Source organism: Roseococcus sp. GW821-FHT12F05 (assembly GCF_058806835.1).
The window spans coordinates 415,120-431,723 of sequence record NZ_JBXAQB010000003.1 but is presented as its reverse complement, the minus strand read 5'-3'; the positions used below and the strand labels follow the sequence as shown (position 1 = coordinate 431,723).

Below are 16,604 nucleotides of genomic sequence, written 5' to 3'. Positions count from 1 at the left end.
CGCTACCTCAGCCGGGCGAGCAGGCGCCGCATCTTCACCACGATGCCCGTGCCGCGCCACCACCGCCGGGGCGGCCCCGGCGGCACGGCGGCGGAGGGCTGCGCGGGCAGCTCCCGCGAGGCGTAGCGGGCCGGCGGGGTCCAGTCCGCGTAGCCGATGCGCGCCTCCTGCTCCGCGGACAGGGGCGGCAAGGGCTTCGCGCGGCGCCGGGCGACGATATCGGTGCTGTGGGTGGGCAGGATGCCGTGCCGGAGCATCAGCCGCTCGACCAGCATGACGAGCCGCGCGACCGTCCTGTCCTTCTCGTCGTTCCAGTCGAAGTTCTGAAGGATGCCGCAGAAGAAGGGGCGCAGGAGCGTGCCGCCGAAGTCGCGCCGCTGCACCACGTCGAACCACCGGTAGGTCAGCGGGAGGATGCGCGACGCATGCACCCCTTCGGAGGGGTCTATGGCCAGCATGCCGTCCAGGTTCGGCTCGGGCATGCGCTCGCGGAGCGCGCCGCCGAGCGTGAAGTCCCTACGATAGCGCGGCTCCAGGCAGTCGTTCAGCAGGTTCAGGACCTCCATCACGTCCGGCGGGAACATGTGATGGTCGGGCCCGACATACTCATTATACATCAGCAGGCCGTCCGGCTTGAGGACGCGGTGCATGAGGGCGAACATCTCCTCGATCCGCTCGAAGTGATGGATCGCGGCCTGCACGAAGACCACGTCATAGGTGCCGTCGGGAATGTCGTCCTGCAGCACGTCGCGGGCCCGCATCTCGAGGCGGCCTTCCAGCGGGGTTCCCTTCACCCGCTCCATCGCGGCCGCGCAGGCGTGCTCGGACATCTCGTAGGCCGTGATGTGCTCGGCATAGCCGGCGATGAGCAAGGCCTCCTCGATCACCGCCGTTCCCGATCCCAGGGCCAGAACCCGACCGGCGGCGGGCCTCATGAAGCGCTCGGCGACGTCCTCGGTGATCCATCGGTCCAGCCGCCCAGTGGTCGGCAGGGCGATCGAATGCTCGTAGAGGAACTTGTGCAGGGTGTAGTGGATGGGATCCCCACCCGCGGCGGGCGCGACGGGTGCGCCATGCTGCTCGTAGCGCTCGTCCCAGATGCGCTGGGCATCCACATTCATCGAAGTCGACATCGCCCAGATCCCCCGAAATCCACCTCATCCCCGACAGGCGTTGCCGAGGCATGACGGCGATTCCATGATGTAGACTTAGCATCTTGGGCAAATTTTTCGACCTCTCAAGAAATCGCCAAAGAATATGATCGGCGCTGGATCGCTTCTGTCCTGAGAGGCGTTTCAGAGTTCCGGTGATGGGGGGATCGCGGAGGAGTTTTCAGGCCCCGCTGGCGCGAAGGCGGCCCCGGCACCGCCGGGCCCGCTTGGCTACTCCGCCGCCGGGCGGACTGCGGGCTGCGGCACCAGATGCCGCACGCGCGGCGCGACCTCCTCCTGCAGGAGGCGCAGCGAGTTCTTCCAGGCGCCCGGGTTCTCCGAATAGTCGAAGCCGAAGACCAGGATCGAGCCGAAGCCGCCGACCTCCTCGTAGACCCGCTCCAGCTTCTCGGCGACCGTCCGCGGCGAGCCGACCAGCCAGTTGCGGCGGGCGCAGTACTCCACCGTCACGTCGCTGTCCGGCACCTCGGGGCTGTGCTTGAGGTATTCGAGGAAGCCGAAATTCGCGAGCAGCGGCAGGAAATACTCGCGCATCATGCGGCCCATCATGCCGCCCACCGAGAGCCGCCAGGCCTCCTCGTCCGTGTCGGCGACGAAGACCTCGCGCACCAGCCGCCAGTCGCGCCGGTCCGGCGTGCGGCCGGAGCGGCGGGCGCCCGCCTCCACCGAATCCCAGTGGCTGGAGACATAGGCGGGGTTGAGGTTGAGGCTCATCGGCAGGAAGCCGCGCTCGCCGGCCAGCTTCAGCGTGTCGGAGTTCTTGCTGAGCCCGGCCACGCCGATCGGCGGATGCGGCGCCTGCAGGGGTTTGATGTGCGGCTTGAGGAAGCCGAACATCGGCTCGATCTTCGAGACGTTCCAGTACTTGCCCTCATGCGTCCAGGGCCCGTCCTCGGTCCAGGTGCGCAGGATGATCTCCAGCGCCTCACGCGTCATGTCGCGGTTCTGGCCGGACATGCCGTCCACGTGGAAGGTCGCCCAGTCGCTCGGCAGGCCCGAGGCGGCGACGCCGAAATTCAGTCGCCCGCCGGAGATGTGGTCCAGCATGGCGACGCGGTTCGCGAGCTCCACGGGGTGGTGGTAGGGCAGCAGGAAGCCGCCGGGGCCGAGGCGGATGTTCTTCGTCTCGCGGAAGGCCTGGGCGATCAGCAGGTCGGGCGCGGGATGCGGCTCCCAGGGCGCGGTGTGGTGCTCGCCGACCCAGGCCTCGCGGTAGCCGAGACCGTCGAGCCAGCGCATGACCTGGAGGTCCCAGTCGTGCCCATCCTTGAGCGAGCGCTCGGGCGGGTGCGAGGGCATGGTGAAGAAACCAAAGTCCATGGCGTTTTTCTCCCGGATTTCGGGAGAGACTAAACCTCCGGTTGCATCGGCCGAAACCTGCCAGCCATGCGGTGCAGCATGGCCGGCCGGGATGCGCTACTCGGCCGCCGCGGGCAGCCGGCCGAGGCGGTCGAGCCAGGCCACGCAGGCCGCGGTCAGCTCGACATCGGCGAATTTCGCGTCGAGGTCGAAGAGGTTCCAGGCCACGGCGCCGGGGATGCGATCGCCCACCGCCTCGCGCGCCACGATGGTCCGGAAGCCCTCCGCCAGCCCGTCGCAGACCGTCTCGCGTACGCAGGCCGAGGCCGTGACGCCGGTGACGACGATCGTGTCCACGCCGGCGGCACGCAGGAAGCCGGCCAGATAGGTGCCGTGGAAGGCGCTGGCACGCTTCTTGACCAGGACCTGCTCGCCCGCGATGGGGGCGATGCGGCTGTCGATGGCCCAGACCTCCGGATTCGACTGAGCGACGACCTCGATCGGGATCTTGTGGTGCCACAGGCCCATGTCGGTGTGCGGGTCGGCGATGTCGGTCACCTGGTAGCAGGTGGTGACGTGCACCACCGGATGGCCGTTGCGCCGGCAGGCCGCGAGCAACTGCTGCACCGCGGGGATCACGCGGTCGTCGATGCCCTCGCAGGTGAAGGGGTTGCCGGGGCGGGTCCAGGCATTGGCGAGGTCCACGTTGATCAGCGCGGGCTTTTGGCCGAAGCCGATGCGGCGCTGGAAGCCGCGCGCCCTGTAGATGGCGGCGGCCCTTTCGAAGGCCGCCTCGAGCATGGCGTTCAGTTCGGAATCGAATGGGGTGTCGGTCGCGGCCATCGATGGTCCCTCCGGGATGAAGGGACATCCTGGGCCAGGTCCGGCCGGCGAAGCGAGAGGCTTTACCTCACTCCGGCCGCAGGCGGCGCCGGCGAATGAACTCGCCCCAGACCTGGCTGTCGCTTTCCATCCGCGTGCGCAGGTCCGCCGGCGATCCCGCGAAGGGGATGAGCAGGTTGTCGCCGAGCCGCTTCAGCACCGTGTCGTCCCGCAGCGCCGTGCGCGAGGCCGCGTTGATCTGGTTCACGATCTCATCCGGCATGCCCGCGGGGCCGACAAGGGCGAACCAGCCCGGCATGATCGGCGCGTCGATCCCGGCCTCCTTCTGCGTCGGCAGGTCGGGGAGAATGGAGAGGCGCTCGGCCGCCACCAGCGCGAGCGGCGTCACCGCATTGGCGCGGACCTGGCCCAGCGCCACGGCGAGCACCAGGATCATCACGTCCGTCTCGCCGGAGATCACGCTCGTCAGCGCCTGGCCCGTGCCGGCATAGGGCACGTGGGTGAAGGTGACGCCCGCGCGGTCGGCGATCATCTCCATGGAGAGATGTGTGGAGTTGCCGATGCCGGCGCTGGCATAGGTCAGCTTGCCGGGCTCGGCGCGGGCGCGGGCGAGCATGTCGGCCACGCTGGCGATGCCCGACTTCTTGCTCGCCAGCAGGATGAATGGCGCGTCAGAGACGGGCGCGACATAGGTGAAGTCGCGCATCACGTCATAGGTCAAGTTCGGATAGAGGTGCGGGTTGAAGGAGAGCTGCGAGACGCCCGGCAGCAGCAGCGTGTAGCCGTCGGGCGCCTGCTGCTTGAGGAAGTTGATCGCGACCATGCCGTTGGCGCCCGGGCGGTTGTCCACCACGATCGGCTGGCCGAGGGCGCGGCCCATGGGCTCGGCGATGATGCGCGCGACCGCGTCGTTGGCCGAGCCGGGCGGCTGCGGCAGCACAAGGCGGATCGGGCGCGCCGGAAAGGACTGCGCCAAGGCGGGCACCGCGGCGAGGAAGGGAAGCGCGGCGAGGCCGCGGCGCGTGAGGGTCATGCGATCACTCCTGGAAGGGGCGCAGTGGGAGGTCAAGCGCGGAAGCGCCGAGATGCAGCGTCAGCACGGGCGGGCGGCCATGGGGAATCTGCTTGATATGGTCGGCATCGGTCCCCGCCAGGGAAAACCGGAGCTTGCTGCCGGCCCGAAAGATCCAGGAGGTGGGCAGCATCACCACGCGCATGCGCTCGGCCACGCCCGGGACGAGGGGGTGCGCGTCATCGCGGTGATAGGTGCGGAAGGGCCAGGGCGACTGGTATTCCGGAGGATGTGGGGATTCCTTGCGGTGCAGCGCGCGCAGCAGCCCCTCGGTGACGTAGCGCACGGTGCCGTCGGCCTCGACCTCGGAGAGGTAGCAGACGATCGAGGCGTCGGGCTCGCTGGAGGCCAGCACCAGGTCGGCGATACCGTTGCCGGTGAGCTCCATCGCCTGCGCGAAGGGCGCGCTGTCGTAGGCGGGCAGCGCGGCCTGCCGCTGCTGCCAGTCGGGGTAGTAGTCGAGCGCGTTGATCGCCGCGATGCGCTCGTAGCGCGTGCCGCCGCCGGAGCTGAAGGAGAAGTCGGTGGGGTGCGCCGCCTCGCCGCCGTTCACGGCCGCGTCCTGCAGCGCGCCGGCCGCGAGGTGCAGCCGGGTCGGCTCGGGGATCGGCGGCCAGCTCGCCGCCTCCTGCCAGGTCTCGCCATGCAGGGAGAAGAAATGGACGGGCGATTCCTCGCGCAGGCCCGTGGTCCGGCCCATCAGATACTCGTCGAAGAAGCGCAGCAGCTCGCCGAGCAGCGCGAATTCCGGATCGATGCGACCGCGCCAGGGTGAGACGTTGCAGCGCGCGCCATGGTCCCAGGGGCCGAGCAGCAGATGCGTCGGATTGCCCTGCATCGTCAGGTAGCGGGCGATCGCGGAATTGGCGTAGCCCACGCCGTCCATCCAGCCCGAGACGGCATAGATCGCGACGTCCTTGCGGATCGACTTGCAGACCGAATAGGGGCTGATGTTCGCCGACGAGAAGCCCGGGTCGTAGGGCAGCTTCTGCTCCCGGAAGTTCAGGTCGGTGATGAAGTCGGGCATCCGGAAATTGCCGAGATGCTGCTTCACCGCCTCCTTCACCAGGATGCCGTCGGGATCCTCGTCCACCGGCATGGGACCGGCGAGGTCGGGATTGGAGAAGTAGGAGACCTTGGAGAGCAGGTCGCGCCGGTCGTGGTCCATGGCGACCATGAGCTCGTCATAGACCTGCGCCAGACGGTTCAGGAACACGCCGCCGGGATAGTAGTGATCCGACCAGGTGTCCCAGACGGCGAAGAGCGGCACGATGGCCTTCACCGCCGGATGTCCCGTGCTCGCGAGGAAGTCCGAAGCCGCACCAGGGTACGAGATGCCCGTCGCGCCGATGCGCCCGTCCGACCAGGGCTGCGCCACGATCCAATCGGCGATCTCGCGCGCATCCTCGCGCTCCCGGGGCGACCGGAAGCTGTCGCGCGTGCCGAAGCTGGCGCCGGTGCCGCGGATGTCCACCACGACCAGCGCATAGCCGCGCGGCACCAGCATGTCCCGGAACTTTCCCGCGTTGGGGGAGCACTCGCCCTGCCCGCCCGGCCGCATCGCGAAGCGGCGGTAGTAGGGCGTGTGGATCAGCACCGCCGGCACGGGCCCCGTGACGCCTTCCGGCACCCAGGCATCCACGGCGAGTCGGCAGCCGTCGGGCATCGTCACGTATTGCGATCGGGGTGCGGCGGGAATCGCGAACTCCGCCGGCCGCCCCTCCAGGTAGCGGGAGGGCGTCACGCGCCAGGCGGTGCTGTTCAGATCTGCGTCGGCCAAGTCGAAGGAGCTCCCAGAAAGCACGGTCAGGAATACAAATCGGACCCGAGCTTGCAACGTCGCGCGGCGCCCGCCTAGGCTGCGGCCTCGATGGTGAAATTCCTGTTGCGCAGGCTGGCGGTGGCCATCCTCGTCGCCCTGACGGTGCTGACGCTGAGCTTCCTGCTCACGCGGCTCTCGGGCGATCTCGCCATCTCCATTGCCGGCCCCAACGCGACCTCCCAGGATGTCGAGATCATCCGGCAGGCCTATGGGCTGAACCGGCCGGTCTATATCCAGTATCTCGACTGGCTGTTCCGGGCGATGCGCGGCGACTTCGGCGACAGCTACTTCTTCCGCGACCGCGTCTCCAACCTCATCGGCTCGCGACTGCCGATCACCATGACGCTGGGCCTGGTCGGCCTGGGGCTGGCGCTGATCGTGGCGCTGCCGCTCGGCATCATCGCGGCCGTCCGGGAGAACACCTGGCTGGACCGTACCGTGATGATGGTGGCGCTGGTGGGCCAGGCCATGCCCTCCTTCTGGCTCGGGCTGATCCTGATGGTCTGGCTCGGGCTGAACCTGGGGCTGCTGCCCATCTCGGGGACGGGCGGGCCGGAATACTACGTGATGCCGGGGATCGTGCTGGCCTTCTCCGCCATCCCCTCGCTGATGCGGCTGACGCGCAGCGGCATGATCGAGGCGCTCTCCTCCGACTACATCCGCACCGCGCGGGCCAAGGGGCTGAGCCGGCTGTCGATCCTGGTGAAGCACGGCTTCCGCAACGCGGCGATCCCCGTGGTCTCCATCGCGGCCGTGCAGCTGGGCTTCATGCTGGGCGGCTCGATCGTCATCGAGACGGTCTTCGCCATGCATGGCGTGGGCTACCTCGCCTGGGAGAGCATCAGCAAGAACGACTATCCCGTGGTGCAGGCGGTCGTGCTCGTGCTGGCGCTGATCTACATCGCGCTGACGCTGCTGGCGGACCTGCTGAACGCCGTGCTCGACCCGCGGCTGCGCACGGCATGAGCGCCGCGGTGCTTCCCGGCCAGGGCGCCCTGCGCCGGCTGATGCGCAATGCGGGCTTCGGCATCGGCGCCGTCATCGTGGGCCTCGTGCTGGTGGTGGCAATCCTCGCCCCCTGGATCGTCCCCTACGACCCCTTCGCGGTGGACCTCGAGCACCGGCTGGTGCCGCCCTCCTTCATGGAAGGCGGCACGCCGCTCAACTTCCTCGGCACCGACCAGCTCGGGCGCGACTACCTCTCCCGGCTGATCTACGGCGCGCGCATCTCGATGATCATCGGCATCGCGACGGTCATCACCTCCGGCCTGATCGGCACCACCATCGGCATCCTCGGCGGCTTCTACGGCGGGCGCGTGGACGATGTGGTGATGTTCCTCATCACCGCGCGGCTCTCCATCCCGGTGGTGCTGGTGGCGCTGGCGGTGGCGGGCCTGCTCGGCAGCAGTTTTCTCCTCGTGATCCTGGTGCTGGGCCTGCTGCTGTGGGACCGCTTCGCCGTCGTCGCGCGCTCCACCACCATGCAGCTGCGCACGCTGGACTACGTCAGCGCGGCCTGGTGCGCCGGCTCCTCGCAGGTCAGCGTGCTGCTGCGCGAGATCCTGCCCAACATCGCCACCCACCTCGCCGTGGTCGCGACGCTGGAGATGGCGCTGGCCATCCTGCTGGAGGCGGCGCTCTCCTTCCTCGGCCTCGGCGTGCCGGCACCCCTGCCCTCCTGGGGCCTGATGATCGCGGAGGCCAAGGAGTACATGTTCTTCACGCCCTGGGTGATCCTGGTGCCGGGCATCGCGCTCTTCGTGCTGGTGCTGGGCGTGAACCTCCTGGGCGACGCGCTGCGCGACATGCTCGGCACGGACCTTTCGCGATGAGCCTGCTCGAGGTCCGCAACATGCGCGTCACCTTCGGCGGCACCGCGGCCGTGCGCGGCATCTCGCTCAAGGTCGAGAAGGGCGAGACGCATTGCCTCGTCGGAGAGAGCGGCTGCGGCAAGTCCGTCACCTCGCTCGCCATCATGGGGTTGCTGGCGCGCGGCGGGCGGCGCGAGGCGGAGCGGCTCGCCTTCGACGGCACCGACATCAGCGGCTACAACGAGCGCGAGATGTCCCGCCTGCGTGGCGACCGCATGGCGATGATCTTCCAGGAGCCCATGACCTCGCTGAACCCCGCCTATACCGTGGGTTCCCAGATGACCGAGGTGCTGCGCCGCCATCGCGGCACGCCGCGCGCCCAGGCCGTGGACCGCGCCGCCGAACTGCTGGGCCGCGTCGGCATCACCGCGCCCGGCCTGCGGCTGGGGCAATATCCGCACCAGCTCTCCGGCGGGCTGCGCCAGCGCGTGATGATCGCCATGGCGCTGATGTGCGACCCGGAGTTGCTCATCGCGGACGAGCCAACCACGGCGCTCGACGTCACGGTCCAGGCCCAGATCCTGCGGCTGCTCTCGGGCATCCAGAGGGAGCTCGGCCTCGGCATCCTGCTCATCACGCATGACCTCGGCGTGGTGGCGCGCATCGCCGACCGCGTCTCCGTGATGTATGCCGGCGAAGTCGTCGAAAGCGCCCCCGCCGCCGAGCTCTTCGCCGATCCGCAGCACCCCTACACGCGTGGGCTGCTCACCTGCATCCCTGTACCCGGCAAGGTGAAGCGCGACGAACCGCTGGGCAGCATTCCCGGCGTCGTGCCGCGCATCCCGCCGGGCTATGTCGGCTGCGCCTTCCGCGACCGCTGCCCGCATGCCCATGCCGCCTGCGAGGGCGCCATCCCGCGCCGCGCCGCCGGGCCCGGCCACGAGGTTCTCTGCACCCTGCCCCCCGGCTGGTTCGGGCAGCAGGCGGCGTGAGCGGCGCGCCGGCCATCGAGGTGCGCGGGCTGCGCCGCGTCTTCCACGTGCGGCAGGGCCTCTTCGCGCCGCCGCGCCATGTCGTGGCCGTGGACGACGTCTCCTTCGCCGTGCCCGCCGGCAGCGTGCTCGGCGTCGTCGGCGAGAGCGGCTGCGGCAAGTCCACGCTGGCCCGCATGATCCTCGGCCTGCTGCCGCCCTCCGCGGGTGAGGTTCTGGTGGACGGCAAGCGCCTCGCCGACATGGACCGCCGCGCCCGTGCGCGGCTGATCCAGCCGGTCTTCCAGGATCCCTTCTCCTCGCTGAATCCGCGGCGGCGCGTGCGCGACATCGTGGCCATGCCGCTGGTCGCCCAGGGCAGCATCTCCCGCGCCGACGTTGCGCGCCGCGTCGAGGAAGCCCTGGCGCGCGTCGGGCTCTCCGCCGAGCAAGGCACGCGCTTCCCCTCGCAGCTCTCGGGCGGGCAGCGCCAGCGCGTGGCCATCGCGCGCGCCCTCGTCCTGCGCCCGCGCATCGTGGTCTGCGACGAGCCGACCAGCGCGCTGGACGTCTCCGTCCAGGCGCAGATCCTGAACCTGCTCGCGGAACTGCGGCGAGAGCTCGGCCTCACCTACCTCTTCATCAGCCACAACCTCGCCGTCGTGGAGCATGTCGCGAGCGAGGTGGCCGTGATGTATCTCGGTCGCATCGTCGAGAAGAATGAGAGCGAGGCGCTCTTCGCCGAGCCGCGCCATCCCTACACCCGCGCCCTGCTGGCCAGCGTCCTCACGCCCGAGCCCGGCCTCGGCGTGCCCGATGTCGGCCTGGGTGATATCATGCCGGACCCCGCGAACATCCCGCCCGGCTGCCGCTTCCATCCGCGCTGCCCGGTCGCCTTCGACCGCTGCGCCGTGCAGGCCCCCGCGCAAACGCCGAACGGCCCGGCCGGGCTTGTGGAGTGCCTGCTGGCCGAGAACTGAGCCTCAGCGCGGCCCGACGCCCGGCAGCTCCGTCGCGGCAGGATGAAGCTGCACGGGGATCCCCAGTCCCGCATTGCCCGGCGCCACCATCAGCGCCAGCGGTTCCCGCTCCCGTGCCCCGACGCGGCCCAGCACGGCCTCGCCGATGCGGCGCGCCTCGGCCGTGGTGAGGTTGGCGTCCACCATCAGCAGCGCCGCGACCGCGACCGTCGCGACCGGCGAGGACTGCCCCGCATAGGCGCCGGCCGGGATCGCCAGCGGCACGAGGCCGTGCTCGCGCAGCGGCGCGCCGGCCGGCGGCTCGACCGGCAGCAGCCGCAGCGGCGCGGCGCCGAAGGCCTCCACCAGCGGCGGATAGGGCGCGGCCCCTACGATCAGGACCGCGTCCAGGTGCCCGGCCGCGAGCGCCGCCAGGGCCGCCCTCGGGTCGAGCGCCTCCGTCCCCGGCGGCTCCACGACCGCGACGCCGGCGGCGCGCAGCACCTGCGTCGCCGTCACGCGCGTGCCCGACTCAGCAAGGCCCAGCGCCGCGCGCCGACCGGAGAGGCCGCCCAGCGCGCGCGCCGGGTCGCTCGCGCGCACCACCACATGCAGCTGCTCGGGGAAGAGGGCCATCAGCGCGCGCAGCCCCTCATAGGCCCCGGCCGATGCGAAGGCGCCCTGCCCCGTGGCCGCGAGCGCCGCGACGTCCGACTGGACGAAGGCCAGCACCGCCCGGCCGTCGCGCAGCAGGGCGATATTCTCCACGCTGCCCGCCGTCGGCAGCACCGTCAGCCTGATGCCGCGCGCCTGGACATCCTGCGCCAGTGCCGCGGCCAGCCGTGCATAGTTGCCGCCCGGCGGCCCGGCCGCGAGCGCGTAGCCGGCGGTCAGCCGGGCGAGGCGGGCGTCGATGTTGCGACGCGCCGTCTCCAGCTCCTCCTCGATCACGCGGGCGCCGCTGGGCGAGGTGTGGGAGGGCGCCGCCCGCAAGGTCTCGGCGAGCGAGGCCAGCAGCCGCTCCGGCCCCGTGAGCTGGCCGGGCGGGCCTGCGATCCGGCTCTCCACCGGGCCGTGCACGGCCGCGGGCACCCAGGCGGTTCCCTCGCGCCGGTAGGGCACGGTGCCGAAGACGGTGAGCTGGTCCCCGGCCTGGTTGCCGCCCTGCGTCAGGCCGGCGATGCCGCTCGATCCCGCGCCCAGCACGCCGGCCAGGAGTTGCGCGTTCGGCCCGCCCCATTGCCCGAGATCGAGCGCGCGCTCCACGCGGAGCCTCGCCTTGAAGTGGACGATCCGTCCGCCGTCCAGCGTCTCCATGCGGCCCTGGCGGTCCACCTCCTCCAGCACCAGGACCTGCCCCGGGAAGGCCGTCTCCAGCCGCGCCTGCACGTCGCGCCGGAGCTGCTGCGCGCCCGGCTCCTGCTCGCAGGCCGCGAGCAGCAGCAGGAGCAGGCCGGCGAGCAGGCGGCGCATCACGAGAACCACCACAGGCTGAGGAAGCCGGCCAGCACGCCGGCATTCACGAGGTCGATGAAGAAGGCGCCGGTCAGCGGCACGATCAGCGTCGCAGTCCGGCTCGGCCCGTGGCGCCGCGCCAGCGCCTGGGTGATCGCGACGGCGGTGGCGGTCGAGCCCATGCAGAAGCCGATCACGCCGGCCGCCATCAGCGCCGCGTCGTAGTTGCGGCCCATGCCGGGGAAGGCCACGAACATGGCGTAGAGCGCGCAGGCGACGGTCTGCGCGATGAGGATCGCCGCCAGCGGCCCGGCCAGCGTCGCGAATTCCCAGAGCCGGAGCTGCATCATCGCGAGCGCCAGGAAGAGGCCGAGCGAGACGCCGCCCAGCAGGTCCGTGGGCCCGGTCCCCATCGTCCAGAGCCCCGCCGCCTGCAGCCCGTTGCGAAGCACCACGCCGGCCAGCAGCGCCCAGACGAAGGAGGGCAGCGTGACCGCGCCGCCCGAGGTCGCGTCGGCGAGCCAGCCGCCCAGCAGCATGCAGCCGGTGATGGCGGCCAGCCCCACGATCACCCGCGTGACGTTCACCGGCTCCGCCTCGGCCGCGGCCTCCCCGGCGATATCGGCGTCCGAGCCCTTGAGGCGGAAGCGCGTGATGAGGATGTTGCCCACGGGACCGCCGGTGAGCCCGCCCAGCACCAGCCCGAAGGTCGCGGCCGCCATGGCGATCGGCAGCGCGCCCTGGAGATTGTAGCTGGCGCCGAAGAGATCGGCATAGGCCGCGCCCGTGCCGTGGCCGCCGACCAGCGTGATGGAGCCGACGATCAGCCCCATGGAGGGCGGCAGGTCGAGCGACCAGGCCGTCGCCATGCCCACGACGTTCTGCAGCGCGACGAAGGGCGCCAGCACCAGCAGGTAGCGCAGCAGCACCAGCCCGCCCTTGGCGAGGTCGCGGAAATCGGCGGAGAGCCCGACCGTCGCGAAGAAGGCCAGCAGCAGCGGGCGTGACATCACGGGGTCGAAGCGGAGCTCGAAGCCCGTCGCGGCCTGCGCGGCCCAGGCGGCGAGCGCGAAGATCAGCCCGCCCGTGACCGGATCGGGAATGGCATAGCGTGAGAGGGCGGGGACCGAGCGATTCACCAGCGTGCCGAGCAGCAGCACGCAGGCGGTGGCCAGCAGCGTCGCGACGGTGTTCAGCGTCATGCGCGGTCCGTTTCCCGGCGATTTCGGAATCGCCTTTCGCGCATGGTGGACGTTCCGCAGCCCGCGGCGCAAGCACGACGCGGCCGTCAGCCGGCGCGCGCCGTGCCTCCGGAGGTTATTTCCACTTCGCCAGGTAGAACCGCGGCAGCTCGTCCGGAAAGGCCTTGAACTCGAGCTGGCGCGAGAAGGCGTAGGTGTTCACGTAGGTGTAGAGCGGCACGAAATAGGCCTGCTCCGTCGCACGGCGGATCGCCGCGGAATAGGCGCGCTTGCGCACCTCCGGATCGGCGCTGGAGCCGCCCTCCTGCAGCAGCCGCTGCATCTCCGGATCCTTCGCGTAGTCGGACAGGCTGTCCGCGCCGAACCAGTTCGGCAGGAAGGACGAGACGTCGTTGACGGAGTAGCTGCCCCAGCTCCCCATGTTCATGGCGAGCTCGCCGCGCCAGGCGCGCTGCGTCAGCGCAGCCACCTGCAGCATGTTGAGGCGCGCGCGGATGCCCACGGCCTGGAGGTAGCTCTGCACCGCCTCGGACCATTGCCGCGGCTGGACGTAGCTGGTCAGCTCGATGTCGAAGCCGTTGGGGAAGCCGGCCTCGGCCAGCAGTTCGCGCGCGCGGGCGGGATTGTAGGGATAGTCGACGGCCGCCTCGACGTCGCAGCCGAACTGGGAGGGGTAGCAGGGCGCGACCAGCGGCCGGGAGCCGCCGGTGACGAGCCGCTCGGCCATGCTCTTGCGGTCGAGCGCGTGGAAGACGGCCTGGCGCACCTTCTGGTTGGTCATCGGCGTCTGCCCGCTGCGCCCGGCGGCGTCGAGCTGCAGGAAGCCCACGCGCATGGATTCCTGCTGCAGCGTCTGCAAGGTCGGCAGGCGGCTCACATTGGGGATCTGGTCCGGGTTCATGTTCCAGATCCAGTCCACGCGCTGGGACAGCAGCTCGGTGAGCTCGGTCGCGGCGTCGGTGACGAAGCGCGCTGTGATCTTGCGGATCGCGGGGCGCCCCTTGGGCCCGCCCTGGTAGTAGCCGTCGAAGCGCTCGTACTCGACGATGGAGGCGGTGTCGACGCGCGTGATCCGGTACGGCCCCGTGCCGACGGGCGCGCGGGCATAGCCCTCGGGCCCGACGCGCTCGCGATAGGCCTTAGGCCAGACCGGGCCGACGAGAGCGAGGTAGTCCAGCGCGGCTGGCGTCGGGGTCTTGAGGTGAAAGCGCACGCTGAACTCGCCGGTCTTCTCGACATTGTCGATCCAGGCGTAGTTGCTGGGTGTGGCGACGCGCGCCTCGGGCTTGCTCACCGTGTTGAAGGTGTAGACCACGTCGTCGGCGGAGAAATCGCTGCCGTCATGAAACTTCACGCCCTGTCGCAGGGTGAAGTCGAGCGTCTTGGTGTCCACCCAGTTCCAGGCGGTGGCCAGCGCCGGAACGTTCTGGAAGGTCTCGGGATCGCGGTGCACGAGGCCGTCCCAGGCCTGGTGCGAGAGGATCAGCCCGGTGCGCTGGTTGTTGTAGAAGGCGTCGATGTTCGGGACGGCATCACGGAAGACGACGCGCAGCGTGTCGGCGCTGCGCTGCGCCTCGGCGGCGCCGGAGATGAGGGCGGGAAGGCCGAAGCCGCCGGCGGCGGCGATCCCCTTCCCGAAGGTGCGACGTCCGATGGTCATGTCCCGAGGTTCCCGCTTGATGTGGGCGGGAGCCTAGGGAGAGGGCGGCCTGTCCCGCAAGACGGGAACTACTCCGCCGCCTGAGAGTTTGCCGCGAAGAAGCGGTTTTCCGGCCGTGGCAGGCCGAGATGCTCGCGAAGGGTCGTGCCTTCATATTCCTTGCGGAACAGCCCGCGGCGCTGCAGCTCCGGCACCACCTGTTCCACGAAGTCGTCGAGGCCGCCGGGCACGTAGGGGAACATGATGTTGAAGCCGTCGCAGGCGCGCGTCTCCAGCCATTCCTCCATCGTGTCGGCGATGGTCCTGGGCGTGCCGACCAGCACCGCGCCGGAATAGCCGCCGATGCGCTGGGCAAGCTGGCGCACCGTCAGGTTCTCGCGCCGGCCCATGTTGATGGCGCGCTCGCGGCCGGACTTGCTGTTCTCCGTCTCCGGAATCTCCGGCAGGGGCTTGTCGGGATCGAAGGCGCGCGCATCCACGCCGAGGATGCTGGAGAGCGAGCCGATCGCGCTCTCGTAATGCACGAGGCTGTCGAGATGCGCGCGCTTGGCGCGCGCCTCCTCGTCGGTCTCGCCGACCATGACGAGCGCGCCGGGCAGGATCTTGAGGTGGTCGGGGTTGCGGCCATAGGCCGCCGCCCGGCCCTTCACGTCGGCGTAGAAGGCGCGCGCATCGGCGATCGGGCCGCCGGCGGCGAAGATCATCTCCGCCGTCTCCGCGCCGATCTGGCGGCCGGCCTCGGAGGCACCGGCCTGCACGATCACCGGCCAGCCCTGCACCGGCCGCGCGATGTTGAGCGGGCCGCGCACGGAGAGCTCGGGGCCCTTGTGATTGAGCACGTGCATGCGGGACGGGTCCCAGAAGATGCCGCTCTCCACGTCGCGGATGAAGGCGTCGTCGGCGAAGCTGTCCCAGAGGCCGGTGACGACGTCGTAGAACTCGCGGGCGCGCTTGTAGCGCTCGCCATGGGCCATGTGCTCGTCGTGGCCGAAATTAAGCGCCGCGTCGGGGTTCGCCGTCGTGACGAGGTTCCAGCCCGCGCGCCCGTTCGAGATGTGATCGAGCGACGCGAATTTCCGGGCCACATGATAGGGGTCGTTGTAGGTCGTGGATGCGGTCGCGATCAGGCCGATGCGCTCGGTGACGGCGGCCAGCGCGGGCAGCAGCGTCAGCGGGTCGAAGCTCGTCACCGTGTGGCTGCGCCGCAGCGATTCGATCGGCATGTTCAGCAGCGCGAGGTGGTCCGCCATGAAGAAGGCGTCGAACTTGCCGCGCTCGAGCGTCTGCGTGAGGCGCGCGAGCTTCGGGAAGGAGAAATTCGCGTCGGGCCAGGCGCCGGGATAGCGCCAGGCGCCGGTGTGGATCGAAACGGGGCGCATGAAAGCACCCAGGTGTAACTGACGCATCTCTGGCCTCCTTGAGGGGCTCCGCCCCTCAAACACCCCGCCAAGAAACTCAGTTTCTTGGATCTTCGATCAGTAAAAGGGTCCAGGGCCAAAAGCCCTGGTGGGGGAGCGCAAGGGGGCAAAGCCCTCTCGCTCAGAACGCCGGCACGACGGCCCCCTGGAAGGTCGTCGCCACGAAGTCCTTCACCTCCTGCGTCTGATATGCGGCGAGAAGTCGTCTTGCCCAGGGGGCGTTCGCATCCTGCTGCCGCACCGCGATCAGATTGGCGTAGGGGCTCTCCGCGCTCTCCAGCGCGATGGCGTCGCGCACGGGGTTCAGCCCGGCCGGGATGGCGAAGTTGGTGTTGATGGTGGCGGCCTCCACCTCGTCCAACGCGCGCGGCAGCTGCGCGGCCTCCAACTCGACCACGCGCAGGCGGCGCGGATTGGCGGCGATGTCGGCGACGGTTGCGCGGAAGTCGGCGCCCTCGCGCAGGGTGAAGGCGCCGTTCTTCGCCAGGAGCACCAGCGCGCGGCCGCCATTGGTCGGGTCGTTCGGGACCGCAATGCGGCCGCCCTGCGGCACGTCGGCGAGGCTGCGGTGCTTCTTCGAGTAGATGCCCATCGGGAAGATCAGCGTCTTGCCCAGCGCGACCAGCGGCAGGCGACGGTCGCGCACCTGCTGGTCGAGGAAGGGCTGGTGCTGGTAGCTGTTGGCGTCGAGGTCGCCGGCTGCCAGCGCAGCATTGGGCTGGATGTAGTCCTGGAACTCGACGATGCGGAGGACGAGCCCGTCGCGGGCGGCGATCTCGCGCACCTTCTCCATCACCTGGGCGTGTGGGCCGGCGGTCACGCCGACGCGGAGGGCGCGCTGCGCGGTGCCGATATCCTGGGCTTGCGCCACCGCCGGCAGCGCGAGGCCGGCGAGAATGAGGGGGCGACGGGAAATCATC

The 16,604-nt window shown here is 70.2% G+C and carries 14 protein-coding genes; 4 read left to right on the top strand and 10 right to left on the bottom strand.

Annotated elements, in window-relative coordinates:
* Positions 1-2 precede the first annotated feature (2 nt).
* From AC1ROY_RS10475 to AC1ROY_RS10455, 5 genes are all read right to left on the bottom strand, one after another.
* Positions 3-1,133, bottom strand: coding sequence for a class I SAM-dependent methyltransferase (locus tag AC1ROY_RS10475; protein WP_493148746.1), 1,131 nt, complete (start codon positions 1,131-1,133; stop codon positions 3-5).
* Between the two features lie 249 nt (positions 1,134-1,382).
* Positions 1,383-2,492 (bottom strand): LLM class flavin-dependent oxidoreductase, encoded by a 1,110-nt coding sequence (locus tag AC1ROY_RS10470; protein ID WP_493148745.1) that lies wholly within the window; start codon positions 2,490-2,492, stop codon positions 1,383-1,385.
* 96 nt (positions 2,493-2,588) lie between these two features.
* Entirely contained in the window at positions 2,589-3,314 is a 726-nt protein-coding gene (locus AC1ROY_RS10465; protein WP_493148744.1) for an isochorismatase family protein, read from the bottom strand.
* A 67-nt stretch (positions 3,315-3,381) separates the two neighbouring features.
* Positions 3,382-4,347 carry a Bug family tripartite tricarboxylate transporter substrate binding protein gene (locus AC1ROY_RS10460; protein WP_493148743.1) on the bottom strand — a complete coding sequence of 322 codons (966 nt, stop codon included), beginning with the start codon at positions 4,345-4,347 and terminating at the stop codon, positions 3,382-3,384.
* A gap of 4 nt (positions 4,348-4,351) precedes the next feature.
* On the bottom strand, positions 4,352-6,166 hold the full coding sequence (locus AC1ROY_RS10455; RefSeq protein WP_493148742.1) for a CocE/NonD family hydrolase: 1,815 nt from the start codon (positions 6,164-6,166) through the stop codon (positions 4,352-4,354).
* A gap of 90 nt (positions 6,167-6,256) precedes the next feature.
* Here AC1ROY_RS10455 and AC1ROY_RS10450 point away from each other — a divergent pair, with 90 nt between their 5' ends.
* The 4 genes from AC1ROY_RS10450 to AC1ROY_RS10435 are packed head-to-tail and all read left to right on the top strand — an operon-like array spanning position 6,257 to position 9,970.
* Complete coding sequence (locus AC1ROY_RS10450) at positions 6,257-7,174, top strand: ABC transporter permease (RefSeq protein ID WP_493148741.1); 918 nt, start codon at positions 6,257-6,259, stop codon at positions 7,172-7,174.
* Positions 7,171-8,040 carry an ABC transporter permease gene (locus AC1ROY_RS10445; protein WP_493148740.1) on the top strand — a complete coding sequence of 290 codons (870 nt, stop codon included), beginning with the start codon at positions 7,171-7,173 and terminating at the stop codon, positions 8,038-8,040. Before AC1ROY_RS10450 ends, AC1ROY_RS10445 begins: the two co-directional genes overlap by 4 nt.
* Positions 8,037-9,011 carry an ABC transporter ATP-binding protein gene (locus AC1ROY_RS10440; protein ID WP_493148739.1) on the top strand — a complete coding sequence of 325 codons (975 nt, stop codon included), beginning with the start codon at positions 8,037-8,039 and terminating at the stop codon, positions 9,009-9,011. The genes AC1ROY_RS10445 and AC1ROY_RS10440 overlap by 4 nt, the downstream gene beginning before the upstream one ends.
* Positions 9,008-9,970, top strand: a complete 963-nt coding sequence (locus tag AC1ROY_RS10435; protein ID WP_493148738.1) for an ABC transporter ATP-binding protein — start codon at positions 9,008-9,010, stop codon at positions 9,968-9,970. The genes AC1ROY_RS10440 and AC1ROY_RS10435 overlap by 4 nt, the downstream gene beginning before the upstream one ends.
* A gap of 3 nt (positions 9,971-9,973) precedes the next feature.
* On the opposite strand, the gene AC1ROY_RS10430 is transcribed toward AC1ROY_RS10435, so the two are convergent.
* From AC1ROY_RS10430 to AC1ROY_RS10410, 5 genes are all read right to left on the bottom strand, one after another.
* Positions 9,974-11,422: a TAXI family TRAP transporter solute-binding subunit gene (locus AC1ROY_RS10430; RefSeq protein WP_493148737.1), complete on the bottom strand. Its 1,449-nt coding sequence runs from the start codon at positions 11,420-11,422 to the stop codon at positions 9,974-9,976.
* Positions 11,422-12,606: a sodium/glutamate symporter gene (gene gltS, locus AC1ROY_RS10425; protein WP_493148736.1), complete on the bottom strand. Its 1,185-nt coding sequence runs from the start codon at positions 12,604-12,606 to the stop codon at positions 11,422-11,424. Before gltS ends, AC1ROY_RS10430 begins: the two co-directional genes overlap by 1 nt.
* 115 nt (positions 12,607-12,721) lie before the next feature.
* Positions 12,722-14,266 (bottom strand): ABC transporter substrate-binding protein, encoded by a 1,545-nt coding sequence (locus tag AC1ROY_RS10420; RefSeq protein WP_493148735.1) that lies wholly within the window; start codon positions 14,264-14,266, stop codon positions 12,722-12,724.
* A 68-nt stretch (positions 14,267-14,334) separates the two neighbouring features.
* On the bottom strand, positions 14,335-15,672 hold the full coding sequence (locus AC1ROY_RS10415) for an LLM class flavin-dependent oxidoreductase (protein ID WP_493148734.1): 1,338 nt from the start codon (positions 15,670-15,672) through the stop codon (positions 14,335-14,337).
* 133 nt (positions 15,673-15,805) lie between these two features.
* Positions 15,806-16,603 (bottom strand): MetQ/NlpA family ABC transporter substrate-binding protein, encoded by a 798-nt coding sequence (locus AC1ROY_RS10410; RefSeq protein WP_493148733.1) that lies wholly within the window; start codon positions 16,601-16,603, stop codon positions 15,806-15,808.
* Position 16,604: the final 1 nt, after the last annotated feature.

Coding starts and splice junctions, on each gene's coding strand:
- AC1ROY_RS10475 (WP_493148746.1), bottom strand. CDS start 1,133: ATGTCGACTTCGATGAATGTGGATGCCCAGCGCATCTGGGACGAGCGC.
- AC1ROY_RS10470 (WP_493148745.1), bottom strand. CDS start 2,492: ATGGACTTTGGTTTCTTCACCATGCCCTCGCACCCGCCCGAGCGCTCG.
- AC1ROY_RS10465 (WP_493148744.1), bottom strand. CDS start 3,314: ATGGCCGCGACCGACACCCCATTCGATTCCGAACTGAACGCCATGCTC.
- AC1ROY_RS10460 (WP_493148743.1), bottom strand. CDS start 4,347: ATGACCCTCACGCGCCGCGGCCTCGCCGCGCTTCCCTTCCTCGCCGCG.
- AC1ROY_RS10450 (WP_493148741.1), top strand. CDS start 6,257: ATGGTGAAATTCCTGTTGCGCAGGCTGGCGGTGGCCATCCTCGTCGCC.
- AC1ROY_RS10445 (WP_493148740.1), top strand. CDS start 7,171: ATGAGCGCCGCGGTGCTTCCCGGCCAGGGCGCCCTGCGCCGGCTGATG.
- AC1ROY_RS10440 (WP_493148739.1), top strand. CDS start 8,037: ATGAGCCTGCTCGAGGTCCGCAACATGCGCGTCACCTTCGGCGGCACC.
- AC1ROY_RS10430 (WP_493148737.1), bottom strand. CDS start 11,422: ATGCGCCGCCTGCTCGCCGGCCTGCTCCTGCTGCTGCTCGCGGCCTGC.
- gltS (WP_493148736.1), bottom strand. CDS start 12,606: ATGACGCTGAACACCGTCGCGACGCTGCTGGCCACCGCCTGCGTGCTG.
- AC1ROY_RS10420 (WP_493148735.1), bottom strand. CDS start 14,266: ATGACCATCGGACGTCGCACCTTCGGGAAGGGGATCGCCGCCGCCGGC.
- AC1ROY_RS10415 (WP_493148734.1), bottom strand. CDS start 15,672: ATGCGTCAGTTACACCTGGGTGCTTTCATGCGCCCCGTTTCGATCCAC.
- AC1ROY_RS10410 (WP_493148733.1), bottom strand. CDS start 16,603: ATGATTTCCCGTCGCCCCCTCATTCTCGCCGGCCTCGCGCTGCCGGCG.